General features: G+C 67.5%; 22 protein-coding genes and 1 pseudogene. 7 read left to right on the top strand and 16 right to left on the bottom strand.

Features of this window, described 5'->3' with window-relative positions; all coding sequences use genetic code 11:
• Both menD and MMF96_RS13760 read right to left on the bottom strand, forming a co-directional pair.
• Positions 1-1,688, bottom strand: a 1,688-nt coding sequence (menD, locus tag MMF96_RS13765; protein ID WP_256883865.1) for a 2-succinyl-5-enolpyruvyl-6-hydroxy-3-cyclohexene-1-carboxylic-acid synthase, incomplete at its 3' end; no start/stop codon positions are given.
• Positions 1,689-1,793: 105 nt separating this feature from the next.
• Positions 1,794-2,765 (bottom strand): o-succinylbenzoate synthase, encoded by a 972-nt coding sequence (locus MMF96_RS13760; protein ID WP_375141441.1) that lies wholly within the window; start codon positions 2,763-2,765, stop codon positions 1,794-1,796.
• An 81-nt stretch (positions 2,766-2,846) separates the two neighbouring features.
• On the opposite strand from MMF96_RS13760, the gene MMF96_RS13755 reads away from it, so the two are divergent.
• Positions 2,847-3,749 carry a phosphatase PAP2 family protein gene (locus MMF96_RS13755; RefSeq protein ID WP_176618292.1) on the top strand — a complete coding sequence of 301 codons (903 nt, stop codon included), beginning with the start codon at positions 2,847-2,849 and terminating at the stop codon, positions 3,747-3,749.
• Between the two features lie 51 nt (positions 3,750-3,800).
• Here the strand turns inward: MMF96_RS13755 and MMF96_RS13750 are convergent, their stop codons facing one another.
• From MMF96_RS13750 to MMF96_RS13735, 4 genes are all read right to left on the bottom strand, one after another.
• The gene (locus MMF96_RS13750) at positions 3,801-4,925 is read right to left on the bottom strand and encodes a serine hydrolase (protein WP_256883863.1); all 1,125 of its coding nucleotides are present in this window, start codon (positions 4,923-4,925) and stop codon (positions 3,801-3,803) included.
• A gap of 52 nt (positions 4,926-4,977) precedes the next feature.
• Positions 4,978-5,442 carry a nucleoside deaminase gene (locus MMF96_RS13745; RefSeq protein ID WP_256883862.1) on the bottom strand — a complete coding sequence of 155 codons (465 nt, stop codon included), beginning with the start codon at positions 5,440-5,442 and terminating at the stop codon, positions 4,978-4,980.
• A 43-nt stretch (positions 5,443-5,485) separates the two neighbouring features.
• Positions 5,486-6,682: an MFS transporter gene (locus MMF96_RS13740; protein ID WP_256883861.1), complete on the bottom strand. Its 1,197-nt coding sequence runs from the start codon at positions 6,680-6,682 to the stop codon at positions 5,486-5,488.
• 107 nt (positions 6,683-6,789) lie between these two features.
• Positions 6,790-6,984 (bottom strand): hypothetical protein, encoded by a 195-nt coding sequence (locus MMF96_RS13735; protein ID WP_256883860.1) that lies wholly within the window; start codon positions 6,982-6,984, stop codon positions 6,790-6,792.
• Between the two features lie 207 nt (positions 6,985-7,191).
• On the opposite strand from MMF96_RS13735, the gene MMF96_RS13730 reads away from it, so the two are divergent.
• Both MMF96_RS13730 and MMF96_RS13725 read left to right on the top strand, forming a co-directional pair.
• Complete coding sequence (locus MMF96_RS13730; protein ID WP_256883859.1) at positions 7,192-7,806, top strand: hypothetical protein; 615 nt, start codon at positions 7,192-7,194, stop codon at positions 7,804-7,806.
• A 140-nt stretch (positions 7,807-7,946) separates the two neighbouring features.
• Positions 7,947-8,546, top strand: a complete 600-nt coding sequence (locus MMF96_RS13725; protein WP_256883858.1) for an isoprenylcysteine carboxylmethyltransferase family protein — start codon at positions 7,947-7,949, stop codon at positions 8,544-8,546.
• A gap of 33 nt (positions 8,547-8,579) precedes the next feature.
• Here MMF96_RS13725 and MMF96_RS13720 read toward each other — a convergent pair whose 3' ends face one another.
• Positions 8,580-9,293 carry an MBL fold metallo-hydrolase gene (locus MMF96_RS13720; protein ID WP_256883857.1) on the bottom strand — a complete coding sequence of 238 codons (714 nt, stop codon included), beginning with the start codon at positions 9,291-9,293 and terminating at the stop codon, positions 8,580-8,582.
• 173 nt (positions 9,294-9,466) lie between these two features.
• On the opposite strand from MMF96_RS13720, the gene MMF96_RS13715 reads away from it, so the two are divergent.
• Both MMF96_RS13715 and MMF96_RS13710 read left to right on the top strand, forming a co-directional pair.
• Positions 9,467-9,832, top strand: coding sequence for a metalloregulator ArsR/SmtB family transcription factor (locus MMF96_RS13715; RefSeq protein WP_176618287.1), 366 nt, complete (start codon positions 9,467-9,469; stop codon positions 9,830-9,832).
• The gene (locus MMF96_RS13710; RefSeq protein ID WP_256883856.1) at positions 9,829-10,890 is read left to right on the top strand and encodes a cation diffusion facilitator family transporter; all 1,062 of its coding nucleotides are present in this window, start codon (positions 9,829-9,831) and stop codon (positions 10,888-10,890) included. Before MMF96_RS13715 ends, MMF96_RS13710 begins: the two co-directional genes overlap by 4 nt.
• Here the strand turns inward: MMF96_RS13710 and MMF96_RS13705 are convergent.
• The 3 genes from MMF96_RS13705 to MMF96_RS13695 are packed head-to-tail and all read right to left on the bottom strand — an operon-like array spanning position 10,887 to position 14,457.
• Positions 10,887-12,212: a dihydrolipoamide acetyltransferase family protein gene (locus MMF96_RS13705; RefSeq protein WP_256883855.1), complete on the bottom strand. Its 1,326-nt coding sequence runs from the start codon at positions 12,210-12,212 to the stop codon at positions 10,887-10,889. The genes MMF96_RS13710 and MMF96_RS13705 overlap by 4 nt on opposite strands.
• Positions 12,209-13,306: an alpha-ketoacid dehydrogenase subunit beta gene (locus MMF96_RS13700; protein ID WP_375141440.1), complete on the bottom strand. Its 1,098-nt coding sequence runs from the start codon at positions 13,304-13,306 to the stop codon at positions 12,209-12,211. Before MMF96_RS13700 ends, MMF96_RS13705 begins: the two co-directional genes overlap by 4 nt.
• Entirely contained in the window at positions 13,303-14,457 is a 1,155-nt protein-coding gene (locus MMF96_RS13695) for a thiamine pyrophosphate-dependent dehydrogenase E1 component subunit alpha (protein WP_256883854.1), read from the bottom strand. Before MMF96_RS13695 ends, MMF96_RS13700 begins: the two co-directional genes overlap by 4 nt.
• A gap of 265 nt (positions 14,458-14,722) precedes the next feature.
• Here MMF96_RS13695 and MMF96_RS13690 point away from each other — a divergent pair, with 265 nt between their 5' ends.
• Together MMF96_RS13690 and MMF96_RS13685 are read left to right on the top strand one after the other, a co-directional pair.
• Complete coding sequence (locus tag MMF96_RS13690; protein WP_256883853.1) at positions 14,723-15,175, top strand: Lrp/AsnC family transcriptional regulator; 453 nt, start codon at positions 14,723-14,725, stop codon at positions 15,173-15,175.
• Positions 15,176-15,289: 114 nt separating this feature from the next.
• A pseudogene (locus MMF96_RS13685) lies at positions 15,290-16,957 on the top strand (APC family permease).
• A 24-nt stretch (positions 16,958-16,981) separates the two neighbouring features.
• Here the strand turns inward: MMF96_RS13685 and MMF96_RS13680 are convergent.
• From MMF96_RS13680 to MMF96_RS13655, 6 genes are all read right to left on the bottom strand, one after another.
• Positions 16,982-18,835 (bottom strand): beta-galactosidase, encoded by a 1,854-nt coding sequence (locus tag MMF96_RS13680; protein ID WP_256883852.1) that lies wholly within the window; start codon positions 18,833-18,835, stop codon positions 16,982-16,984.
• Entirely contained in the window at positions 18,832-20,028 is a 1,197-nt protein-coding gene (locus MMF96_RS13675) for a Gfo/Idh/MocA family protein (RefSeq protein WP_256883851.1), read from the bottom strand. The genes MMF96_RS13680 and MMF96_RS13675 overlap by 4 nt, the downstream gene beginning before the upstream one ends.
• Before the next feature lie 80 nt (positions 20,029-20,108).
• The gene (locus tag MMF96_RS13670; protein ID WP_256883850.1) at positions 20,109-21,137 is read right to left on the bottom strand and encodes a LacI family DNA-binding transcriptional regulator; all 1,029 of its coding nucleotides are present in this window, start codon (positions 21,135-21,137) and stop codon (positions 20,109-20,111) included.
• A 70-nt stretch (positions 21,138-21,207) separates the two neighbouring features.
• Positions 21,208-22,875, bottom strand: coding sequence for a sugar ABC transporter substrate-binding protein (locus tag MMF96_RS13665; RefSeq protein ID WP_256883849.1), 1,668 nt, complete (start codon positions 22,873-22,875; stop codon positions 21,208-21,210).
• 18 nt (positions 22,876-22,893) lie between these two features.
• A complete protein-coding gene (locus MMF96_RS13660; protein ID WP_256883848.1) occupies positions 22,894-23,892 on the bottom strand; it encodes a carbohydrate ABC transporter permease in 999 nt (332 codons plus the stop codon).
• A 44-nt stretch (positions 23,893-23,936) separates the two neighbouring features.
• Entirely contained in the window at positions 23,937-24,968 is a 1,032-nt protein-coding gene (locus MMF96_RS13655) for a sugar ABC transporter permease (RefSeq protein ID WP_256883847.1), read from the bottom strand.
• Positions 24,969-25,190 lie beyond the last annotated feature (222 nt).

Genomic DNA, 25,190 nt, shown 5'->3' with positions numbered 1-25,190 from the left:
CTGCGCCCACGCACCGGCACGGCCAGCGCAGCACCGAGCCCCGCCACAGTCCCGGCCCGCACATAGCGCCAACCATACGCAACAGCCAGCGCGCACAAGTCCACCCCATGCGGCGTACCAAAGTAACGTTCGACGGCGGCGGCATAGTCGGGTGCCCCGGCCAGCCGGCCGTGCTCCAGGACGGAGAAGATGCCGCCGCCGGCGTCGTTGAGGACGATGAGCTGGATGTCCGGTTCCCGTTCGCCGGTGCCCAGCAGGAGCGCCCCGGAATCGTGCAGGAATGTCACATCGCCCAGCAGCACACGCGTGGGTGTTCCTGTGGCGAGGGCGATTCCGGTGGCGGTGGAGACGGTGCCGTCGATGCCGGCAAGGCCGCGGTTGGCGAACACCCGGCCCGGGCCACCAGCACCGTCGGGGCCGGCGGGTGCGGGCCGGCCGGCGAGGTCGACGTCGCGCACGGGGTTTGACGACCCCAGCACCAGATTGTGGCCCAGGTCCTGTCCGGGATCCTGCTGGAAACGTTTCCACACCTGGCGGGCCACGGCGGGGCCGCTGAGTGTGCCCGGGCGGGCCGTCTCGGCCAGGACGGCGTCCAGGCGTTGTTCTGCGGTCCGGGCCGCGTCCTGCCAGGCTGCCAGCCAGCCGTCGGGTCCGAACCCGGCAAAGCCGACCAGCTGGTCCCATTGCGTCAGGACCAGTTCGGGGCGCCGTCCGGCTTCAAACCAGGCCACCGGGCGCGGCAGGTACAGGGCCCGTTCCAGGTCCGTCCGGGCCAGCAGCCGCGCCACGGGACGCGACAGGGTGGGCCGGCCAAAGACCACCACGCGCTCCATCGGCCAGGCGGACTCCGGTCCGAACTGCTCCAGCAGCATCCGGTAGGGGCCGACGGCGTTGGGGCCGAACCGGGCGTTGGACGACGGCTCGGCCAGGAGGGGCAGGCCCAGGGTGCGGGCAAAGTGTTCGGCGGCGGGCCCGGCGTCGTGCCCGGCCAGGACCACGGTGCGGTGGCTGGCGGAGGGCCGGCCGATCTCCGGGGACCCGACTTGGCGGGACCCAGCGGTTTCGACAGGCTCAACCAACGGCGCAGGCTCAAGCAGCGGGGCAGGCGCAGCCAGCGGCGTGACCTCAACCGCCGGCAGCAGCCGTTCCCATTCGGAGCCGTCGAGCGCCGGTGTGAGCGGGTCCCGGAAGGCCAGGTTCACCTGGGCGGGCCCGGCCGGGATGTCCTCGAGGCGGCCGCGGGCGGCGCTGAGCGCCGTGGCGATGGCGGCCGTGGGATCGATTCCGGCGGCGACGTCGGTGGCGAACCGTACGTGCTCGCCAAAAAGGTCCAGCTGGATGGTGGTCTGGTTGGCGCCCGTGCCGCGCAGTTCCTCGGGCCGGTCTGCGGAGAGCACCAGCAGCGGCGTGCCCGAGTGGTTGGCCTCCATGACTGCCGGCATCAGGTTGCCCACCGCGGTGCCGGAGGTGGTCAGGACCGCGGCCGGGCTGCCCGACCCCTGCGCCAGGCCCAGGGCGGTGAATCCGGCCACGCGCTCGTCGATCCGGACGTAGGTGGTGAGCCTGCCGTCCGCTTCCGCCTCCGCCAGGGCATAAACAAGGGGTGCGCTGCGTGATCCGGGCGCCACGACCACGTGCCGCACGCCGGCGTGTTCCAGTGCATCCACCACGTATCGGGCAGCGTCCATTGAAGTAAGTAAAGCCACGCCACCATCTAACCACCCGCACCGGGTCTCGACAGGCCCGGCCAGCCGGCGCACGGTCTCGACAGGCCCGGCCAGCGGGGGCCCGGCCTACAGCAGGGCGTGGCAGCGACGCAGGCGCTCCAGCCACCAGTCGCGACGCTCCGCCGGTGCCGCGAAGCGTTCCAGCAGCGCCGGGTCCGCTGCGACGTCGCGCACGGCAATCCCCCCGTCCGCGGCCACGAGGCTGTCTGCGGAGACGTCACCGGCCATGAGCGAGACAGTGCCCAGACCGCACGCGTAGGGAAGTTCGGGCAGCGCGGCCGCCAAGGCCAGGCCCGCACGGATCCCCACCGAGGAGTCCAGCGCGGAGCTGACCACCGCCGGCAGCCCGGCCTCAGCCACAATCTCCAGCGCCTGCCGCACGCCGCCGAGCGGCGCGGCCTTGACCACCAGCAGGTCCGCCGCGCCGGCACGGGCCACGGCCAGCGGGTCCGTGGCCTTGCGCACGCTTTCGTCCGCGGCAATCAGCACGGTCCCGGACAGGGCACGGCGCACCGCGGCCAGCTCCGCGACGGTGGCAACGGGCTGTTCGGCGTATTCCAGCCCGAAGACCGAAAGCATTTTCAGCGCCCGGACGGCCTGTTCCACGTCCCATCCGGCGTTTGCGTCAACACGTATCCGTGCGTCGGGCAGCAGGTGCCGGACCGCACCCACGCGCGCGGCATCCTCGCCCAGCGACTGGCCGGCCTCGGCCACCTTGACCTTGACGGTGTGGACTGCGTCGAACGCCCCCAGGACGGCCGGCACCTCCGCTGCTGAAACGGCCGGAACCGTGGCGTTGACCGGAATCCAGTCCCGCACGGCCTGCGGGTACCCAGCCCAGCCTGCCTCCACGGCTGCGGCGAGCCACCGGGCAGCCTCCGCGTCGCGATACTCCACAAAGGGGGAAAACTCGGCCCATCCCGCCGGGCCCTCCAGCAGCAATACCTCCCGTTCCAGCACCCCGCGGAATTTCACGCGCATGGGGAGGGTGGCAACGCGGGCGGAAGCGAGCAGTTCTTCGAGTGCGACCATGGCCATTACTTTAGCGCCAGGCCGGCATTGCCACGGCCCGAAAGCACGGCCAGCTGCCTTTCATGTATCTGTGGGAACCTAGTCAGGATGAGTACGCATGCACCACGTTCCCCCCGCGGAAGCAGCCTGCCCCGACGCACCCGCATCCATTCTGCCCCGTTCATCGCGGGAGCCCTGGTCTCCCTGGCCGGGCTGGTGGCGTGCTACAAGTTTTTTGTTGACAGCACCGTGGGGCAGTTCATGGACGAATCCGCACTGGTCCAGGCGAAGGTGGCCCAGCGGTTCATCGGCCTGCCCGCTGCGGGGGTCCTGGACCTGCTCCCGGCCACGTCAGTGGTGATTGCCGTCGTGGTGGTGCTTTTTGTCACGCTGGCCCGGCGCCGCTGGAAGGCCTCCGGCGTGGCCGTTCTGGCCATGGCGGCCGCGAACCTCAGCACGCAGCTGATCAAGATCGGGCTGCCGGACCGGCCCTTCGTCGGAGTGCAGACCCTGACGTTGAATTCGCTGCCGTCCGGCCACAGCACCCTGGCGGCAAGCGCGGCGGCGGCGGTGTTTTTGGTGGTGTCCCCGCGCTGGCGGCCGTCGGTGGCGTTTGTGGGCGGCAGCTACGCCGTTGTTGCCGGGGTGGCCACGCTCATCAACCAGTGGCACCGCCCGGCCGATGTCATTGCCGCCTTCTTCGTGGTGGCCTTCTGGACCTGCCTTGCCGCGCTGCCCATACTGCGCACCGGCAGCGCCTGGAACGTGTGGCCCGGCCCGGGGCACCACTGGGCCTCCCGCCGGTGGTGGACCGGCCTGTCCGCGGTGGTGGCCGTGGCCGCCGCTGCCTCCACCGCGCTGGTCCTGCGCGCCGTGTCCACCCACCCGCACGACAGCGTCATCAGCTTTTTCCTCGCCGGGGTGGGACTGATCGTGGTGGCCGGCTACAGCCTGACCGTCCTGGGGACGTTCCTTCTCACGCTGCAGGTACGACGCCGGTCCCGCCTTTAGCCCCCTGCCTCCGGCGCCGCCGTGGTTGGCGGCCGCCGTTTACAACACCGTTCACAGCGCCGCAGCGAGCGGCTCCCAGAAGTAGCTGAAGTCCTCGCCGGGGCCGGCCATGGCCCGCTGGGTGAACAGGACGCCGATGAAGTCGGCGTCGGGATTGACGTAGGCCGTGGTGCCGGTGCCGCCGGTCCAGCCGTAGCCCCCGGGGGCCGTCCAGGAACCCCGGCGGGCTGTGTCCACGGCGATCTGCCAGCCCCAGGAAATGCCCGGTCCCATCAACTCCGCCAGGCCCTGGCGCTGGGTGTCGTTGAGCTGGTCGGAGGTCATGTGGCGGCGCTGCTCGGCCGGAACCAGGGTGTCCCCCGCAAGCGCGGTCAGGAACGCCAGGTAGTCGGGAACCGTGGAGACCAGCCCCGAGCCGAGGGATTCAAAGGCGGGCTGGCGCGAGAACAGGCCGTCCGGCGGGTCCAGGACTTCCAGTCCGCCGGGGCCCGGCCGGTAGGCGGTGGGCAGTTCGGCGGGGTCCCCGAAAAAGCCTGTGCCGGCCATGCCCAGCGGGTCCGTGATGCGTTCGGCCAGGATCTGGCCCAGGGGTGCCTGCCCGGCCCGCGCCAGCAGCACCGAGAGGAGGTCGCTGCCGGTGTGGTACTTCCAACAGGCGCCCGGCTGGTGCTCGAGGGGAAGCTTGGCCACCCGGTGCATGAATTCCTCGTGCGTCATGGACGGGGGAAGCGGGCCGGGCTCAATCCCGGCATCCACCAAGGCCCGCCCCAGCGGCGTGTTGCCGAAAACGGCCCCCATGCCATGGGTCAGGGTAAGCAGGTGCCGGACGGTGATGTCGCGGTCGGCAGGGACGGTGCTGTCCAGCGGGGCATCGGGGCTGGTGAGGACACGGGGGTAGGCCAGCTCGGGCAGCCACACGTCGGCCGGGTCGTCGGGTGCCAGCGAACCGTCGGCGATCATGGAGGCGGCGAGCGCACCGGCCACGGGCTTGCCCAGCGAGGCGATCCGGAACGGGCTGTCGGTGCGCATTGGCTTCGGCCTGCCCAGCGTGCGCACGCCGGTGGCAAAGAATTCTGTGGTGCCGCCATGCCGGATGCCGGCCACCATCCCGGGCGCCCACCCCGACTCCACCTTGTCCGACAGGGCCTGCCACACCGTTGTGAATTGAGCGCTCATAGTCCCATGATTCGCGCCCTGCCCCGTGCCGTCAACAGCTTCGGGATGCCTGCTATTCCGCGATGTCCTCGGCCCACAATTGCGGGTGCTCCCGCTGGAACGCCTGCATCATCTCCACGCAGCGCGGGTCGTCCAGGACCTCCACCACCACCCCGCGCGAGCGCAGGAGCTCGAATTCACCCGCAAAGGTCCGTGCCTCGCCCACCACGACGCGCGGAATCTTGAACTGGATGATGGTCCCGGTACACATGGCACACGGCGCCAGCGTGGTGTACAGGACGGTGTCGCGGTAGCTGCCCTGCCGGCCGGCGGCACGCAGGGCCGACATTTCCCCGTGCGCTATCGGGTCCCCGTGCTGGACCCGTTCGTTATGCCCGACGGCGATGACCTCGCCCCCGCGCGCCAACGCAGCGCCGATGGGAATGCCGCCCTGGGACAGGCTTTCCCGTGCCGCCCGGTAGGCGGCCTCAAAGGCGGGATCGGGCACGGCGGGGTTGGTCATTGCGGCATCAGTCATGGTGGCGTCCTTGGCTCCGTAGCGGTTTTCCCAGACTACCCCGCTACCGAGCCAGGGGCTTGTTGCGCGGCACCCAATAACCCAGCACTGCGGCCGCCGCCAGCCCCAGCAGTCCCGTCGCGGCAACGCCGAAGGACAGTGTCACGGCGGCGGTGAGTCCGGAGAGGATGACGGGGCCGCTGGAGGCCCCGGCATCGGCGATGAAACGCCAGATCCCCAGAAACTTCGGGCGCCCGTGCCGGGGCGAGTAGTCGGCGCCCAGGGTCATGATCAACCCGGAGCCAATGCCGTTGCCGAAGCCGATCAGCAGGGCCGCCAGCAGCAGGGAAACGGCCCCGGTGGTCAGCGGCATGAGCAGCAGGGACACGCCCATGAGCACCATGGACGGCACCGCCACCCAGATGCGGCCCTTGTGGTCCATGACCTTCCCGGCGGGGTAGAACACCAGCATGTCGATGGCGCCGGAAAGCCCGTAAATAATGGATGTCACGGCCGGGTTCAGGCCCAGGTTGTCCGCCCAGAGCGGCACCACCACCTGGCGTGAGGCGCGCACGGCACTGACCAGCAGCACGCCGACGCCCACCGTCAGGAACACCTTGCGGTGTGCCGCGACCAGCGAGCGCACCGTGGGGGCCGGGCCGGCCGGCGTCGTGCCCGGCTCGCTGACCAGGTCCGGCAGGCCCCAGGCCACCGCCCCGGCACCTGCAACACAGACGGCCGCCACCCAGTAGGCGCCCGCCAGGCCCACCAGGTGGATGGCCAGCGCACCGATGAACGGCCCGGCAAACAGGCCGATCCGCCCCACCCCGCCCAGCGTGGACATGGCGCGGGCGCGCAAGAGCGGCGGCACGGCCTCGGTCAGGTAGCTTTGCCGGGCCAGGTTGAACACGGCGGCCGCGGCACCGATCAGGAACACGCCCAGCCCGAAGATCAAGAGGTTGCCGGCGAACACGCACAGCAGCATGGCGGCCAGGCTCAGCGTCGCGGCCCCGACCATGCCGACACGTTCGCCCAGCCTTGCCGTGATGATTGAGGCCGGAATGTTGCTCACCAGTGAGCCGACTCCGATCAGCGAGACCACCAGGGCCGCAGCGGCCAGGGACGCGCCCATGTCCCGGGCGCTGAGCGGGATGACGGGCAGGATGGCGCCCTCGCCGATGCCGAACAAAAAGGACGGCCCAAACGCAGGGACGGCGATGGACCACAGGCTGAAGTCACCGGGATTGGCTGTTTTGCTCACTGCCCCCACTTTAGTCCCGGCGGCCACATTGCATGGCGGCCGGAATCCCCGGCGGCCGGTCCGCCAGGCAGCGGCTCATGGGGACCCCTGTCAGGCCAGGCACCCGCTCAGTGCCGGGCCGGCGGCCTTGTGCGGAGGTACTCGTGCAGGCCGGGAATGGCGAAGGCCACTCTTCCGTGGCCGGCCGGTTCGATCAGTCCAGCGTCCAGGAGCCGCGTGCGGTAGTTGGCCACAAGGTTTGAATTGGCCTCCAGCCGCCGGCCGATATCGCCGGCAGATGCCGGCTCGTCGACCTTGGCCATTGCCTGCAGAAAATCAAGATCCTTGGCTGATGCAATGGCGAGCGCTGCCTCTATGACGGTGCGTGCATGGCGTCAATTCTTCCTTCGCCATTTTCAGCTTCCCGCCACAGGAAATAGCCAACCAGCTGGATCAGGAAAGGGTACCGCCAGTTGCCGCCGCGGCCTGGCGCACCAGGGCCGGAGCGATGGAAAGGGAAGCTTCCTTGAATGTTTCGGCAAAGGAAGATGCCACTTCATGGACGGCGGCCGCGTGGAGGTCAAACTTGTCAGCTGGCGCAGGAAGGTTGCCACGCCTTCGTTGAGCAGGTCAGCGACGGCCGCCGGCAGCCCCGCGAAGACCAGACCAATGGGAAGCCGGTCCTGAATGAAGTGCTGGACATTGGCGGCCAGTGGGGCCAGCTCAGCCCGATCGGCGGCATGGATCTCGTCAACGGCAATAAACCGGCCGGTGCCGTGTCCGTCCAGAAGACGGAGCGGCTGCTCACCAATATTCCGCCAGGCCACCTGACGTGCCGGAGGCAGCTGGGTGGTGATGCTGAAACCGGCAGCGGCGATGGCAGTGACGCGGCGTGCCGGCGTGCCGTCACCGAGTTCGTCCGCGCCCTGGGGCATGGCTTCACCGAGCCGGGCCATGCCCCCGTCGCCGTCTCCGCGATGACCGCCCACCCACGCTCACGGGCAACATCGTGGACCTCACCGGGCATGACGGTCTTTCCGATGCCGCGCGCCTCGGTGATGATGGTCAACAGTCCCGGGGCGCCGGATCCAAACCGCAAGCCATGGCTGGATTCGTCCAGCAACCCCGCACGGCCAATAATTTGAGGCGGTGTGGCGCCGACCGAAGGGCGGAACGGATTGTCCACGCAACCATCCGTTGTGAGTCCTTGTGAGTTCCGACCCAGCCAAGCAGGCCCAGCCCGGGACTCTGGCGTGTGAAGTCCGGCAGGTTTAGATTGGAAGCCGTGGAACGCCAGTCATCCGCCGCGCCGCACCGCGGCCCCTCTCCTGCTTGGCTGGCGGCTGCCTACGTTGTCCTGGGCGGCTTCATGGTGCTTGAACGCTTCGCCCGCAAGCGCGGCCGGGCCTCCAGCCTGGACCCTTCCGCCGAAGACCGCGGCACAACCCGCATGATCGTGGGCGGCTTCATGGTGGCAGGTGTGTTGCCCTTGCTGCTCCGCCCGGTCCGGCAACGCCCGCTCCCCCGCAGCGCCGGAGCCTTGGGGCTTGCCCTCGAGGCGGCCGGCTTGTGCCTGCGCCTGTGGTCCATGCGCACCCTGGGCGGTTCGTACACCAGGACCTTGCAGACCAATGAAAATCAGCAGGTGGTGGACACCGGCCCCTACGGGGTGATCCGCCACCCCGGCTATCTGGGTTCGCTGCTTGCCTGGACCGGCTGCGCCGTCGCGTCCGGCAGCGTGCCAACGGTTCTTTCAGTGGCGGGGCTTTTGGCGGCCGCTTATCGGCGCCGGATCGGTGTGGAGGAAGAACTGCTCCGCAGCAAACTGCCCGGCTACGCGGAATACGCGGGGCGCACCAAGAAGTTGGTGCCTTTGCTCTGGTAGGGCGTCCCCATGCGCGCCGCCTTTCAGCCCCCCTCAGGAGCCGGCCTCCATGGCGTCCGCCATCCGGGCCGCATGTTCCGCCGCCACGGGCCTGCCGTGGCCGGGCACCATGGCCGGGTACTGCGCGCCCATGCCGGCCAGCGTCCGCAGCACGCGGATCCACCCGGCGCGGTCCGCGTCCTCGAACTGCGGTTCGGCGCCCTCCTCCAGGACGTCCCCGGTGAAGAGCACACCGGGCGCACCCACCATGAGGTCCCCTCGGGTGTGGGCGGGGCCCAGCGTGAACAGTGTGGCGGAGACCCCGCCAAGGTCCAGTCCCACAGGGTCCGCGTCCACCAGCCGTGTCGGCAGCACCAGCTCCGTGCCGGGCCTGTCCCCCGCCGCCATTTCAGGCTCGACGCCGGACACGGCCTTGCGCTGGGACTCCCCCGTCGCTGCCATGTCCCGCCGCGCGGCAGCGTGCGCCCAAAAGTCGGCCACGCCGTCGGCCCGGAAGAAGGCGTTGCCAAAGAAATGGTCCCAATGGGCATGCGTGTTGGCCACCACCAGCGGCAGCGGCGTCAGGGAACGGACGGCCGCCAGGATTTCCGCGGCGTGCCGGGGCCCGCAGCCGGTGTCGACGACGAGGGCCCTTTCGGCGCCGATGACCAGCCCGATGTTGACCAGCGCGCGGGCTGCATTGCTGGGCAGCACGTGGCTGGGGCCGCCAAGGTGCTGCCAACCGGCCCGCCCGGTTTGCCGGGCCATGCGTCCTCCTCCGCTGCCAAGGCGCTGTGCCTCAATGCTGGCGCCTTATAAATGCTGTGGCCTTAAACTGCTGCCTTGAACTACAGCATGGCCCGCCCCGCCACAGGGAAGCAAGGCGCGGGGACGGGCATGACCCGATTGCACGCAGCCGGACATTGTGACAGTATATGCGCATGAACGCAGATAAGAAGGTATGCGGGCGTTCCCCCGACGGGGAATTTGTCGAGCTCGCTGTGGAGGTCTTTTCCATGCTCGCCGACGCCACCCGTGTCCGCATCATCCTCGCACTGCGTGGGGGTGAACTGTCCGTCAGCAACCTGGCCACCGTGGTGGACAAGTCCCCGGCCGCCGTGTCCCAGCACCTGGCGAAGCTGCGCCTGGCCCGCATGGTTGCCACCCGGCAGGACGGCCAGCGGGTGTATTACCGGCTGGAAGACGAGCATGCCAGCCAGCTGGTGAATGACGCGATCTTCCAGGCCGAACACTCCCTGGGCGGCACGCCGCGCCACCACCATGAACACGATGCGGAGCAGCCATGAACACCACCGAACGCCCGGACGCGCCCGTGGCACGACACGACCACGGCCACGGCCACGACCACGACCACGACCACGACCACGACCACGACCACGACCACGATGGACACTCCCACAAGCACCACACGGGTTTCAAGGGGTGGCTGTTCGAGCTCTTCGTCCCGCACACCCATGACTCCGCCGATTCGATCGACGACGCCCTGGAGTCCAGCGTCCAGGGCGTGCGGGCGCTGAAGATCAGCCTGTTCCTGTTGCTTGGCACCACCGTCCTGCAGTTCCTGGTGGTGCTCATCAGCGGTTCCGTGGCGCTGCTGGCGGACAGCATCCACAACTTTTCCGACGCCCTCACCGCCGTTCCGCTGTGGATCGCCTTCATCCTGGGGCGGCGGGCCGCAAACCGGCGCTACACCTACGGGTACGGTCGCGCGGAAGACCTGGCGGGGCTTTTCATCGTCGCCGTCGTGGCACTCTCGGCCGTCGTCGCGGCCTGGCAGTCGATCGACCGCCTGGTCCACCCGCAGCCGTTGCACAACCTGTGGTGGGTGATCGCCGCCGGCCTGATTGGCTTCGCCGGCAACGAGGCCGTGGCCGTTTACCGCATCCGGGTGGGCCGGCAGATCGGTTCCGCCGCCCTCGTGGCCGACGGCGTGCACGCCCGGATCGACGGCTTCACCTCGCTCTCGGTGGTCCTGGGTGCGGGCGGCGTGATGCTCGGCTTCCCGCTTGCCGACCCGATCGTGGGCCTGCTCATCTCCGCCGCCATCATCGTCCTGCTGTGGGGGACCGTGCGCAGCATCGGCCGCCGGCTCATGGACGGGATCGAGCCGGAGCTGGCGGACACGGCCATGGCGGCGCTCCGCGGGACCTCGGGCGTCGTCGCGGTGGAGCGCCTCCAGCTGCGCTGGGTGGGACACCGGCTGCAGGGCACGGCAACGGTCACCACCCTTGACGGGCCGCTGTCAGAAGTGGAGCACACCCTGGACGAGGCCAGGCACCGACTGGGACATGCCCTGCCGAAGCTGGACGACATGGTCATCCAGGCAACGGCCGCGCACGCCTAAAGTTCGGCCAGGGCGGCAGCGGGGTTCTCCATGGCGTCGGCCACAAAGCGCAGGAAGCCGGCCGCCACTGCCCCGTCGCAGACGCGGTGGTCAAAGGCGAGCGTCAGCTCCGTCACCTTCCGCACGCGCAGTTCGCCGTCCACCACCCAGGGCCTGTCCACTATCCGCCCCAGTCCCAGCATGGCCGACTCCGGATAGTTGATGATCGCGGCCGAGCCGTCCACGCCAAACACCCCATAGTTGTTGAGGGTGAACGTGCCGCCGCTGAGCTGGGCCGGCCCCGCCTTGCCGTCGCGGGCGGTGGCGGCCAGCCCGCGGATGGCCCCGTCCAGGTCCCGGGCGCTGCGGCCCTGGGCGTTGCGGAGCACCGGGACCACCAGGCCGCGGTCCGTTTGCGCCGCGAATCCGAGGTTGATGCCGTCAAATTCGACGACGGTGTCCGTGCCGTCCACGCTGGCCAGCTGCGTGTTGAGCTGCGGGAAGCGGGCCAGCCCGGCCGTGGTGAAGCGGGCAACGAACGCCAGGATGCCGGGCGCGGAACCGTCCCGGGCCTTCAGGGACGCACGCAGTTCCACGAGTGCCGTGGCATCCACGTCCACCCACACGGTGGCCTCGGGAATCTCCCGTCGGCTCCTGGCCAATGCTGCGGCCGCGGTCTTTTTCACACCGGTCAGCGGCGTCCGCGAAAGCACGCGCAGCCCGGTCCGGGCGTCGACGGTTTCCCCGGATGCGGCCGGGGCGATGCCGCCGGCCGGCGGCGCCGCAGCCGGAGCCAGCGCCGCCTCCACGTCCCGGCGCAGGATGAGCCCGTCCGCGCCGCTGCCGGGAATGTCCGCCAGCGACAGGCCGGAGTCGTGGGCCATCTTGCGCACCAGGGGCGAGACCACCAGCTGTGCCCGGCGCTGCGGTACTCGTGCCCCGGCGGCCGCAATGGCGGATTCCTGGTTCATGTGGTGGTGGCGCGATGGCCGCGTCCGCCCCGGGCCCCCATGCCCTGAGGTGCCGTAGCCGATTAGCACGTTGCCCGATCCGGCCGCCGCCACGGGGGCCGGGGCCTCCGCGCCGTCGGAGGGCGTCGCACCGGGAAGCGCAATGGAAATCAGCGGCTTGCCGACCTCCATCGTGTCGCCCTCGGCGCCGTGGAGCGTCGCCACCACACCTTCAAACGGTGAGGGGACCTCCACCACTGACTTCGCGGTTTCCACCTCGGCGATCGGCTGGTCGATGTGGACGGCGTCGCCCTTGGCCACCAGCCAGGTGACGAGTTCGGCCTCGACCAGGCCTTCGCCCAGGTCCGGCAGCATGAAGACCTGCAGGCTCATGATTCCTCCCACTGGAGTGAGTCGACGGCGTCCAGGATCCTGTCCACGCCGGGCAGGTAGTGCTTTTCGAGCCGAGGCGCCGGATAAGGGATGTCGAAGCCGGTCACGCGCAGCACGGGGGCCGCGAGCGAGTGGAAGCAGCGCTCCTGGATGCGGGCGGCAATCTCGGAGGCCATGGAGGCGAAGCCCGGGGCCTCCGCGATGACCACGGCCCGCCCGGTGGAGCGGACGGCGGCACTGATGGTCTCGTCGTCGTACGGAACCAGGGAGCGGACGTCAACCACCTGGAGGGAACGGCCCTCGGCGGCGGCGGTCTCGGCGGCTGCGAGCGCGGCCGCCATGGACGGGCCGTAGGCGATCAGGGTGGCATCGGTGCCCTCGCGGGCAATCGCGGCACGGCCGATGCTGCTCGGGGCGGGGCTGCCGGCGTCGTACCGGGCCCGCAGGGCATCCAGGTCCACGGTGTCCTTGGAGAAGTACAGCTTCTTCGGCTCCATGAACACCACGGGGTCCGGGGAGGCGATGGCGTCGCGCAGCATGATGTAGGCATCCGTGACGGTGGACGGCGTCAGCACCGTCAGGCCGGGGGTGTGGACGTAGTAGGCCTCGGAGGAGTCGCAGTGGTGCTCCACCCCGCCGATCCCGCCGGCGTAGGGGATGCGGATGACCAGGGGCAGGCGCACCCGGCCCTTGGTGCGGTTGCCCATCTTCGCCACATGGCTGGTGATTTGTTCGAAGGCGGGGTAGGCGAAGGCGTCGAACTGCATCTCGACGACGGGCTTCATGCCGTTGACGGCCATGCCAGTGGCCATGCCGACGATGCCGGACTCGGCCAGCGGGGTGTCGAAGCAGCGGTCTTCGCCGAAGCGGCGCGTGAGGCCGTCGGTCACGCGGAAAACACCGCCCAGGGTGCCGACGTCCTCGCCAAACACCAGCACGGACCCGTCCGCCGCCATGGCGTCGGCCATGGCCAGGGTCAGCGCCTTGGCAAAGGTGATGGCCTGCACGCCGGAGAGTTCGGCGTGCACCGGCTCGGCGGCGGGGCGGCCTGCCGGGGCCGGGCCGGAGGTGGGCTGGTGCGCCATGGTGGTCATTGGTGGGCTCCTTCCAGGGAGGCGGCCGCGAGCTCGTCCGAGAGCTGTCGGGCCTGCTCGCGCAGCTGCGGGGTGGGCTCGGCATAGACATGGGCGAAGAGGTCCGCGGGGTCCGCGACGGTCTCGGCGTTGAGCCCGTCGCGCAGCACCTTCGCGATGGCCTCGGCGGCGGCCGAGATCCGTGCGGTGTCTGCAGCGGCCAGGCGCCCGGCGTCGCGCAGGAACTTTTCCAGGCGCAGCAGCGGGTCCTTCGGGACCCACTGCGCCACTTCCTCCGGGGTGCGGTAGCGGGTGGCGTCGTCGGCGTTGGTGTGCGATTCCATCCGGTAGGTGTGCGCCTCCACGAGTGCCGGACCGCCGCCGTTGCGGGCGCGTTCGACGGCGTGCCCCACCACTGCCAGCAGCGCCGCGAGGTCGTTGCCGTCCACCCGCTCGCCCGGCATGCCATAGCCCACGGCCTTGTGCGCCAGGGACGGTGCCACGGACTGGTGGATGAGCGGGACCGAGATGGCGTACTGGTTGTTTTGGATCAGGAAGACGACGGGGACGTGGAAGACGGCGGCAAAGTTCAGGGCCTCGTGGAAGTCGCCTTCACTCGTGGAGCCGTCGCCGCACAGGGCCAGCACCACGGTGTCCTCGCCGCGCAGCTTCGCGGCATGGGCCACGCCGACGGCGTGCAGCAGCTGGGTGGCGAGCGGCGTGGTGGGCAGGGCCGTGTTGTACCGGTGCGGGTCAAAGCCTGAGTGCCAGTCCCCGCGCAGGGATTCAAAGGCCTCCATGGGGTCCACGCCGCGGCCCAGCACGGCCACCGTGTCGCGGTAGGTGGGGAACAGCCAGTCCCCGGAGCGCAGGCACATGTCCGCGGCCACCTGGCAGGCCTCCTGGCCGGTCGAGGACGGATATACGGCCATCCGCCCCTGCCGCACCAGGGCGTTCGCCTGGTCGTTGATGCGCCGGCCCACCACCAGGCGTTCGTAGCCGTCCACCAGCGTGTGCGGGTCCGGGAGGTTGTACGTCTCCTTGTAGTCCGCGGCGGGCGCCGCCGAGCCGTCCGGGGCGATGAGCTGGACCGGCGTGGCCGATGGCAGCAGGTAGCTTTCCGGACAGTCGGCATTGCCGGTGTATTCGATGAATTCCGGATGGTTCGTCATTGGATTTCCACTCCTCCCAGGGAGTTTTGCGGCCCCGGCGCGCCCGCCGTCGCGGGGTGGCGGCGCGGTTCGCCAGCGTGAAGATGTTCCGTCCTTCAAGTATGCGATTGACTGGCTATTTGTATCCATCACTTGTGCGATGTGTGGAAAATCCGGAACTGAAGCCGTAGTCTTGAAGACGAAAGTGCATTGTGACGTGCATTACTGGCACAGCCCGTCTCACGGCCCCGCCGGCGACGCCCCGTGACCCCAGCGAAGGAACCCCATGCCAGAGCACCCCGCCGTCCCGCTGGACGAGGTGGACCGCAGGATCATCGCCGAGCTGGTCGGCGACGGACGGCTCTCCGTCACCACCGTGGCCGAGCGTGTGCACATCTCCCGCGCCCATGCCTACTCCCGCATATCCCGGCTTACCTCCACCGGCGTGCTGACCAGGTTCACGGCCCTGGTGGACCCGGCGAAGGCCGGGCTGAAGTCCTCGGCCTACGTGACGCTCAAGGTCAGCCAGCATGCGTGGCGTGAGTTGAAGGAGGCGCTGCGTGCCATCCCGGAAGTGGAACATATTGCCCTGGTGGGCGGGGACTTTGACGTGATCCTGCTGGTCCGCGCGGAGGACAATGCCGGCCTGCGCCGGGTCATTTTCGACCAGCTCCAGTCGATGCCCGGCGTTCAGGACACCCAGACGTTCCTGATCTTTGAGGACCTGGACAACCGCTGAGCGGGCGCCGGGCGCGGCCAAGCCATGAGTATGCCGTGAATCTCGAATCCGCCATTGATCTTTGGACCGTTCGGGCGCATTCTGGTGCGGGTATAGCGATCTTGGGAGCATGCCATGGCAGCGTTGAAAGCACCCGTTCCATCCGCCGGCGCCAGGCCGGGGCTTAAACGCGAGATCGGGTTCATCGGTCTCCTCTGGGCCTCGACGGGTTCCATCATTGGCTCCGGCTGGCTGTTCGGGGCCAAGGACGCCCTGCAGATCGCCGGCCCCGCCGCCCTCATCTCGTGGGTCATTGGCGGCATTTGCATCCTGATCCTGGCACTGCCCCATGCGGAGCTGGGCGGCATGTATCCGGTTTCCGGCGGCACGGCACGCTTTCCGCACTATGCCTTTGGCGGCGCCGTGGGCGCATCCTTCGGCTGGTTCTCGTGGGTGCAGGCCGCCACGGTGGCCCCCATCGAGGTCCAGGCCATCATCAACTACGCCGGCCACTACAACTTCGCCAAGTCGTGGCTGGTCATCAAGCAGACGGCCGCGGGCCCGCAGCCCACGCTGACGGGCAGCGGATTGACGGTCGCCATCCTGCTGATGGCCTTTGTCACGGCCGTCAACTTCCTGAGCATCAAGAAACTTGCCAACGTCAACAGCGCCGCCACGTGGTGGAAGGTCGGGGTGCCGCTGTTGACGATTTTCATGCTGGCCGTCTTCAATTTCCACCCCGGCAATTTCAGCGCGTCCAACGGCTTTGACCCGGACGGCGTCAAGGGCATCCTGTCCGCCGTGTCAACGGGAGGCATAGTCTTCGCGCTGCTTGGTTTCGAACAGGCAGACCAGCTGGCCGGTGAGAGCAGCAACCCCAAGAAGGACATCCCGCGGGCCGTCATCGGCGCCACGGTGATCGGCGTGATCATCTACCTGCTGGTGCAGTTCGCGTTCCTGGTGGCGCTGCCGTCCTCGCAAATTGGCACCACCTGGGCCAACGGCGTCTACACGGCCATGACGGGCCCCTTCGCCGACCTCGCCACGCTGGTGGGCTTTGGCTGGCTGGCCTCTGTCCTCTACATTGACGCACTCATATCCCCCGGGGGCACCGCACTGATCTAAGTCACGGCGTCCTCCCGGGTTTCCTACGGGCTTAGCCGCAACGGCTATGTGCCTGTGGTGTTTGAAAAGACGAACAAGTCCGGCGTGCCCTGGGTGGGGCTGATCGCAGCCTTTGTCATCGGCTGCATCTGCTTCCTGCCGTTCCCCACCTGGCAGTCGATCGTGGGCCTGATCACCAGCGCCAGCGTCCTGATGTACGCCGGGGCGCCACTGGCCCTGGGGGCGTTCCGCCGCAGGCTGCCGGATGAGGACCGCCCGTACCGCCTGCCCGGCGCCAACGTCATGTCCCCCCTGGCCTTCATTGTCGCGAACCTGCTGATCATGTGGACGGGCTGGAACACGGACTGGAAGCTGGGCGTCGCCATCCTGATCGGCTACGTCATCCTCGTCGGCAACCGCCTGTTCAACCTGAACCCGCTCAAGCCGCAGATGGACTGGAAAGCCGCCCAATGGCTGCCCGTCTACCTGGTGGGCATGGGCCTCATTGTCTACGTCAGCGACTTCGGCCCGCTGGCGCATCCGTGGTTCCCGCTCTACTGGGACATTGTGGCCACGGGGGTGTTCAGCCTGATCATTTACTACTGGGCGGTCCATGTGGCGCTGAGTACGGAGGAGATCAAATCCATGGTCAACACCGTGGTGGTTGCTGAAGAGGAAACCCTCACCGAATCCTCCTGACGCCGGGAGCAATGGGGGCTAGTACTACGCCGCCGGGGATGCGGCAGGTCCCAGGTCCGGCCTGTCCCGCAGTTCCAGGGCGGTCCCGAGGCGTTCCAACTCAAGGACGGTGATTCGGTTGGTTCCGGGACGCAGCACCGGAGCCGGAACGTAGAGCGTAACTTGCGGGCCGGTCTCCCAGTACCGGCCTAGCAGGAACCCATTCGCCCAGGCGAAACCCTTACCGAATCCGGGCAGCGCAAGATGGGCATCTGCCGGCGCCTCGAGGTGGAATTCGGCAGTTGCGAATCCGGAGCCGGATGTGTCAGCCACCGCAGTGGACGTCGGGGAGGACAGCCCCTTTAGCCTGTCCTCATCCAGATCCTCAAGCGGAACCGTGCGCTGCTCCCAATGGAAGACGTACCTCCGGCCCACCAGGACGCCGCCCAGGATGCCTTTCCCCTGTCCCAGCAACGGACCGTAGTTGATGCGGCCCTGGTTTTCGACCAGGACCTCGAGCTTGACTGGCCTTCCCGTGCCCATGAGGCGGACGACCTCGCCCCCCTGCGCATCGTCCAGGACACCCGCGAAGACGCCGTCAACCCAAAGGTAGGCTCTGTCGTGCAGCCCCCTGATCGTGATGGTGGTTTCCGCCGCGGGCAGCACGGCGCTGGCGCTATAGAGCACCAGACCCCGGTCGAGACCGAGTTGCTCAAAGCTGAGGGGCCGCACACTGTTTACGGCCTGGTGGGAGCGGACGAAGTCCAACAGCTGGGCTCCGTGGCGCACGGCCAACTCTTGATGTGGCACCACCGCCGCCGGCTTCAGGAGCTCATCAGGGAGGGGCTTGAGTTCCTTGCCTGCTGCGGCATGGTACTCGGCGCGCATCGCATGGTATTTCTCGGTCAGGGTTCCGTCTTCGGCAATCGGCGCGTCCGAGTCGTAGCTGGTGACGGTGGGCTGCAGGACCCGGTCGTAGTTGCATCCGGAGCGGAGCCCGAAATTGGTGCCACCGTGGGCCATGTACAGGCAGACGGAGGCGTCCAAGGCCAGCATCGTGCGCACCTCGCCTGCAGCTTCTGCCGCGTCCCGCGTGTGATGGTGCTCGGTCCAGTGGTCAAACCAGCCGTTCCAAAATTCCACGTTGAAAAAGGGCTCGCCGGGACGGCGGCGCTTCCAGGTTTCGATCGCTTCGTCGCTGCGGCTGCCCAGGGTGGCCGTGGCCCAGGTGTCCGGCAGGGCGCCTCCGTCCAGGAAGTAGTCCGTGCCGCCGTCAGCGGTGAAGAGCATCTCCGTGACGCCGCGTTCTTGAAGCGCCTGCCGGTTCCAGCGCAGGTACTCACGGTCGTCACCGTAGCTGCCGTATTCGTTCTCCACCTGAAAGGCGATTATGGGGCCGCCCTGGCTGGCCTGCAACGGGGCAAGCTCGGGAAGCAGTTGGTCAAACCAGGTTTCCACGGCGGAGCTGAAGACAGGTTCGGAGCATCGCAGCCCGATGCCCGGCGCGGCCGTCAACCAGGAAGGAAACCCGCCGTTGTCCCACTCGGCGCATATGTACGGTCCGGGCCGGACGATCACGTCGAGCCCGGCCCGCTGGGCCAGCCTGATGAACCGGCCAACGTCCCGCCAGCCGGAAAAATCCGGTGCTTGTCCGGATTTGGGCTGATGGAAGTTCCAGGCGATATAGGTGTCAAGGGTGTTGGCGCCCATGGCGGCCAGGCGTGCGATCCGGTCCTCCCACTGCTCCGGATGCACGCGGAAGTAGTGGATGGCTCCGGCCAGGATCCGGTGCTTGTTTTCGCCGCGGAAGAGCTGGCCCCTGCGGATGCCCAGCGTCGGTTCACGCGATTCCGCTGCAGCCAGGCTTCCCCGCGCCGCGATCCCGGATGCCCGACTCACGGTTCCACAGCAATCCGGGCCGGCTGGCCGTCCCGGAAGTAGTCCAGCAGCTCGGCAGGAAGGTCCGGTACCTCGCGGGCAGAGCCATCTCCGCGCAGGGATTCGGTGGCCAGCACCCCTGCGGCCACGGCCTGCCGGGCAGCCACCGGACTGGTACGGGTCCGTCGGCCGCTGCGGACAAAGTCCAGGAATTCCACCATGAGCAACGGATCCGCCCCGCCGTGGCCACCCTCGCCGTCGCCGATCATAACCTTCCGGTCCGGCTCGCTGAAGCCGTCCTGGCTCCTGCTGGTCCACACATAGATCTGCCCGCCCGGGCCGTCACCAAAGTTCTCGATCCGGCCCCTAGTGCCGATGACCGTATAGTTTCGCCAGTAGTCCGGGGTGAAGTGGCACTGCTGATAGGAGGCCAGCACACCGTTGTCCAGCACCATCTGCATCATGGAGATGTCCTCCACATCGATGACCGGGTTCAGGTCCGTCTGCTCGGTCGGCGGCCAGTTGTCCACATTGAACCAGTCCCCCATCCGCCGGTCGCTGTTGTCCCTCCGACTGGCCACACCGCCGTAAACCGCGAGGTCCCCGACCGCCGAGACCCGACTGGTGTAGCCACCAGCGAGCCAGTGGATGACATCAATATCGTGCGCACCCTTCTGCAGCAGCAGGCCGGTGGTGTTGGCCCGCTCGGCATGCCAGTCCTTGAAGTAGTAGTCCCCGCCGTTGCCCACGAAGTGCCGGCACCAGACGGCCTTGACCTCCCCGATGGCGCCCTCCTGGATCAGTTGGCGCATCTGGACGACGACGGGCATGTGCCGCATGTTGTGCCCCACATACAGACGGGTCCCCGTCTCATAGGCGGTCTGCAGCACCAGATCCGCGGCCTCCAGGGTCACGTCGAGCGGCTTCTCGCAGAAGGTGGCGATCCCTGCCTTCAGGGTCCTCACCGCTACCGCGGCATGCTGGTTGTCCGGGGTCAGCACCAGCACCGCGTCCAGCCCGGCGGCCAAAAGCACCTCCAGTTCACCGGTGACCTTCGCCGTCGGAATCTTCGCCGCCGCGTCCGCCCGGCCCCGCTCGCTGACATCGCACACCATCGTGACCTCCGAACCAGCGCCCGGTTTGTGCACGTGGCGCCATAACCCCGAGCGCAGCCCGAAACCGACGATCCCGACCTTCAAATCCCTTGTATCCACTGCCTTTTCATTCCTTCTGTCGCCACTATCCGCCGCCAAGCCTGGCCTGCGGAAACCTGCTGATCGCTAACTCTGATCCTCTAACTCTGCTCATGGGAACCGCCGCCGGAACCCTGACGGAGCGGCGCGGACTCCCGGGCAAACAGCTGCCAAGGGAATTCCAACACCTCCGGCTCCCCTCCTTCGCCCTTGGCCCGGTCCAGCAGCAGCGTGGCCACCGCGTCGAAGAATCCGGCCGGTCCCACCGAGCTGAGCGAAGGTGTCATCCGTTCGCCCTCCACCGTGTTGCCCACCCCGATGATGTCGATGTCCAGGCCCACGGTCAGGCCCATTCGCTGAGCGGCGTTAATGGCGCTCATGGCCGCGAAGTCCGTGGTGGCGTAGATGGCCGTGGGCCGCTCCGGGTTGGAAAGCAGGCGCACCGCCGCGTCATAGGCACTGGCCGGGAGGACCTCGTAGCTTTCCACGTAGTCCTCCCGCAGTTCCAGCCCGGCGCCGGCCAGCGCCTCCACGTAGGGCAGGTAGCGGGAGGGGCGCTGCGGGTCGATCCCCCGACCTGAAGTCAGGCAACCAATCCGGGTGTGGCTGCGCAGCAGGTGCCCCATCGCCAGCCCGCAGCCAGGCAATGCCAGGGAACGGATCACGTCAAATCCGGCCGGCTCCAGCACCTCGCTGAAAACGACTAACCGGGTACCCCGCCCGGCCAACCGGAGCAGGTCCTCCCTGTGGTCGGGCGGAACCGCGTCGATGAACACGGCATCCGCGTCGTGGCTCTGCAGGACCTGGGCCCAGTCAGCATCAGCCAAGATTAGCGGGGTGATGCCCAGCGGGGCTGCCCGCCGCTGGACGGCTTCAATGACGGCCAGCGACCACGGGTCCGAGAGCATGGTCAGGGACAGCAGCACGGTGTTGGTCCGGCCGGTCCGGATGGCCCGGGCGGCAGGGTTGGGCTGATACCCCAGACGGTCCGCCGCCTCGCGGACCCGCCTGATCGTCGCCGGCGAAACCCCCGCCCCGCCCTGGACACCGCGGCGCCCCGAAAGCACATAGGAGACGGTCGCCGTCGACACCCCCGCCTCGCCGGCCACGCTCCGGATGGTAGCCCGCATCGGTTCCCCCAATCTCTGCTGTTGTCCTGTTTGCAGGTTACTGTAACTGCGCCGGAGTTGCCCGCCTGACCTACGCGCCGAAGACGGGAACGTCCGACGGAAGCGCCTTCTGGTACTCCTCGCGGATCTTGTCTCCGCCGCCGTCCTTCCAGCGTTTGAGGGCGTCCTTGAAGTCGGAGACCTTGGCCCGGCCGGTGATGATGTCGATGGTCTTGTCCGTGATGATCTTGGTGATCTTGGAGCCGACCTTGGAATTCGTGTCCGAGTAGGTGCCGTTGGTCGGATTGCGCCAGGCGAATTCCAGCAGTTTCTGCTCCTGCTGGTAGATGTACTTGGTGTCGTCCGGGAACGCGGGATTGAAGATGACATTTTCCGGGCTGGACATGATGTTCAGGGCGCTGGCCAGGCCCGGAATGTCGGTCTGCCCTGATTCGGTCATGACCGGGTTGCCGTTGGGATCCAGGGTGAAGTCCTTGCCCAGCTCGCCGTAGTTCTTCTGGAGGTACTCGGCGCTGCCGAACGGCGCGGACAGATAGTTGATCAGGGCCAGCAGTTCCCGGATCTTGCCCTCGTCGGTCTTCTTGAACGGAGTGAAGCCGACGGTGCCGTAGCCCATGTCGTAGGTGGGCTTGGTCTTGCCGTCGAAGCCGAAGGGAATCAGGATCTCCGTCTGGGCGTTCTTGTCCAAATTTCGGTAGCGGGCAATGTTGTGCGGGCCCACAATGACCTGGGCGGCGACGCTGCCGTTGACGATCCGGTTCGAGATGTCTGTGGCGTTGGCGTCCGGGTAGAAGCAGCCGGCGGCGAAGAGCTTCGCCGCATATTCCAGGCCTGCCTCATACTGCGGGGTTTCGTAGCGGTTGGTCAGGGTGCGGTCCTTATTCACCGCCCAGCCGTTGGGCGCGCCCAGCCACTCGGTGATCATGTGCAGCATGTTGATGTACGCCGGCTCCAGGGCGTACTTGCCCTCGTTGGGCCGGGTGAGTTCCTTGGCTTTCTGGAAGAACTCGTCGGCGGTGGACGCGGTCAGGCCGCCGACCTGTGCCCAGGTGCTCTTGTTGCCGGCCATGACCTGACCGAAGGGAGTGCTGGGGATGGGTGCGCCCCAGATCTTGCCGTTGACGACGGCGGTCTTCCACGAATCCGGCTTCAGTGCGGCCAGGTTGGGGTACTCCAGGACGGCATCCCCCGAGAGGTATTTGGTCAGGTCCTGGAATTTGGCTTCCAGCATGGGTCCGATGTTGGGGATGCCTTGGTTCGGCGGAACCCACATCATGTCCGGCAGCGTGTCACTGGCCAGGATCGTGGCAAACTTGGCCGGGTAGCCGTCGCCGACGTCCTCGGCAATCTGCAGGTCCAGGGTGCCGCCCAGCTTTGCGTTGAGCCGCTGCCAGAACGGATTGTCCGCCATGGCCGGAGACATCGTCTCGAACGTCTCCGTCAGGCCCGTGACCGTGCCCTTAAGCGGCGGCGCCTTTACCGTCTGGACGGGGCTCGGCATCTTCAGGAAGCCGGCCTGCAAACCCTTGGCGTTACCGGCAAACTCCGCAGTGATGCCGGTGAACTCCTTGTACGTGGGCAGCTTTACGTCGGCCGAGGCCGCCGCTCCGCCGCCGGAGCCCGAGCCGGAGCTGCCGCAGCCGGCCAGCGAAGCCCCCATGGCTACCGCGGTCACGGACAGCCCCGCGAGGCCTAGGAAATTACGCCGGCTGACGCCGGCCTGGGAGGTGCGGTTCATCGCATACCCCTTTCTGGGTTATCCCTTGATGGCGCCGGTGATGACGCCCTTGTTGAAGTGCTTCTGGAGGAACGGGTAGACAAGGAGAATGGGCAGCAGCGCCACCACCACGATGGCCATCTGCATGGACTGCGGCGGCGGGGCGGACGCGATGCCCAGCTGATCCGCCAGCCCACCGCCCTGCACCACGTAGTTGCGCAGCACCAGCTGGACCGGGAACTTGGTCTGGTCATTGATGTAGAGCATGGCGTTGAAGAAGGCGTTCCAGAATCCGACCGCATAGAACAGTCCGACGACGGCGACCACGGCCTTGGAGAGCGGCAGCACAATCTTCCACAGGATCTTGAAATCCCCCGCGCCGTCGATCCTGGCACTTTCAACCAGCTCCTGCGGAATGTTCATGAAGAAGGAGCGCATCACCACAAAGTTGAAGGCTCCGAAAATGCCAGGCAGGATCAGCGACCACAAGGTGTTCAGCAGCCCCAGTTGCTTGACCATCAGGAACATCGGGATCAGTCCCGGGGCGAAGAGCAGCGTGAACAGCACCAGCAGCAGGACCGGGCGGCCGAAAAGCACGGGACGGCTGGTGGCGTATGCCATCGTGATCGTGACGAACAGAGCCAGCAGGGTGCCCACGGCCGTCACGACCGCACTGACCCCCAGCGCCCGGAACATGAACGATCCGCTGAAGATGGCTTCGTAGGACTGCAGGGTCGGATGCGTGGGCCACAGGACGTAGCCGCCGGCCTGCACCAGTTGCTGGTCATCGGCCAACGAGGTGGAGACCACCAGCAGGATCGGCAGCACAATGGACAGCGTGATCAGCCCCAAGATGACGCCCTTGATGCACTGGTAGAGCGGCGACGCCGGTTCCTTCCAGGCAGGCCGGTTAGGGTTGAACGTCAGGCCTGAGCGTTTGCGTTTGGACAGTTTCCGATTGGACTGTTTGCCCTGGGATGGCTTGCCGCTGGGCGGCGTGCCGTCCGAGGCATTCCGGACTTGTGCGTTTATTGCCATGACATGTCTCCTTGGATGGCTGGCGTCCTGGCCGGGCCGGGAACCTAGCCGACCTTTTTCGAAAAGATTCCGGGTTCGCCCATTCGGTGGGCCACCTTATTGGCTGCGAAGATCAGGATGGCCCCCACAACTCCCTTGGCCAGGCCGGCCGCCGCGCCCATGCTCCAGCCGCCTCCCACCACCCCGGCAAAGTAGGTGAAGGTGTCCAGCACTTCGGACGCTCCAGGGCCGACGGCGTCGTGCTGGAGCAGGAACTGTTCAAAGCCGACGCTGAGGATGTCCCCGATCCGCAGGATGAGCAGCAGGACGATGATGGACCGCAGGCCAGGCAGCGTGATGTGCCACATCCGGCGCCAGCGGCCGGCACCATCCGTCGCGGCTGCCTCATAAAGCGAGCCGTCAATGCTTGCCAACGACGCGAGGAAGATGATCATCGCCCAGCCCGCGTCCTTCCAGACCAGCTGGACGGTGGCCAGCAACGGAAAAGTATCCGGATTGGTCATGAATGGGATGGCCCCCAGGCCCAACTGCCGCAGCTCGTTATTGACCAGGCCGGCACCTCCCAGCACCTGTTGGAACAAGGCGATGACCAGGACCCAGGAGAGGAAGTGCGGCAGGTAGACAATGCTCTGGAACCACCGCCGGATCTTGGTGCTCATCAGCGAGTCCACGATCAGCGCCAGTCCCAGCGGCACCGGGAAGAACAGCACCAGCTGCCACAGCGCCAACACCAGCGTGTTCCGCAGGGCAACCCAAAAATCGGGGTCGAAATAGAGGTCCACAAAGTTTTGCAGCCCGACCCAGTCGCTGTTCAGGATCCCCAGGAATGGCTGATAGTCCTGGAACGCGATGACGTTGCCCAGAATCGGGATGTAGAAGAACAGCAGCAGGAACACCAGCCCGGGGACCATCATCAACAGCATCTGCCGGTCCCGTTTCCAGCGCACCCTCAGGCTCTGCCTGCCGGCGGCGCTCTTCCTGGCCTTCCGTGCGCCCAGGGGTTTTCCCGGAGGCCTTGAAGCCACGGCAGACTGCCGGGACGGCGCTTGCCGTTCCTCGCTCGTGGTCGAGATCATGCTCTCTCCTCTTACCTTGGGTGATGCCCATCGCTGTGGCCTGCATCTCGTTAACCGTTTAATAGACCATAAGGGAAGACGCACCAGAGTGCAATATGATGATTGAATAAAGCAATACCAATCATTATTATTCATATGGACCCTGCGGTGACGGCATGACTGGACTACCATGAAGGCAAAAGGAGCCCTCTTTGGCCACGGCCCGAGGCGGGATCAAACCAG

The sequence above is a fragment of the Arthrobacter sp. STN4 genome, assembly GCF_024539665.1.
In the GTDB taxonomy this organism is placed as follows: domain Bacteria; phylum Actinomycetota; class Actinomycetes; order Actinomycetales; family Micrococcaceae; genus Specibacter.
The sequence above is the reverse complement of the archived record's forward strand: the minus strand, read 5'-3'. Positions and strand labels throughout refer to the sequence as shown.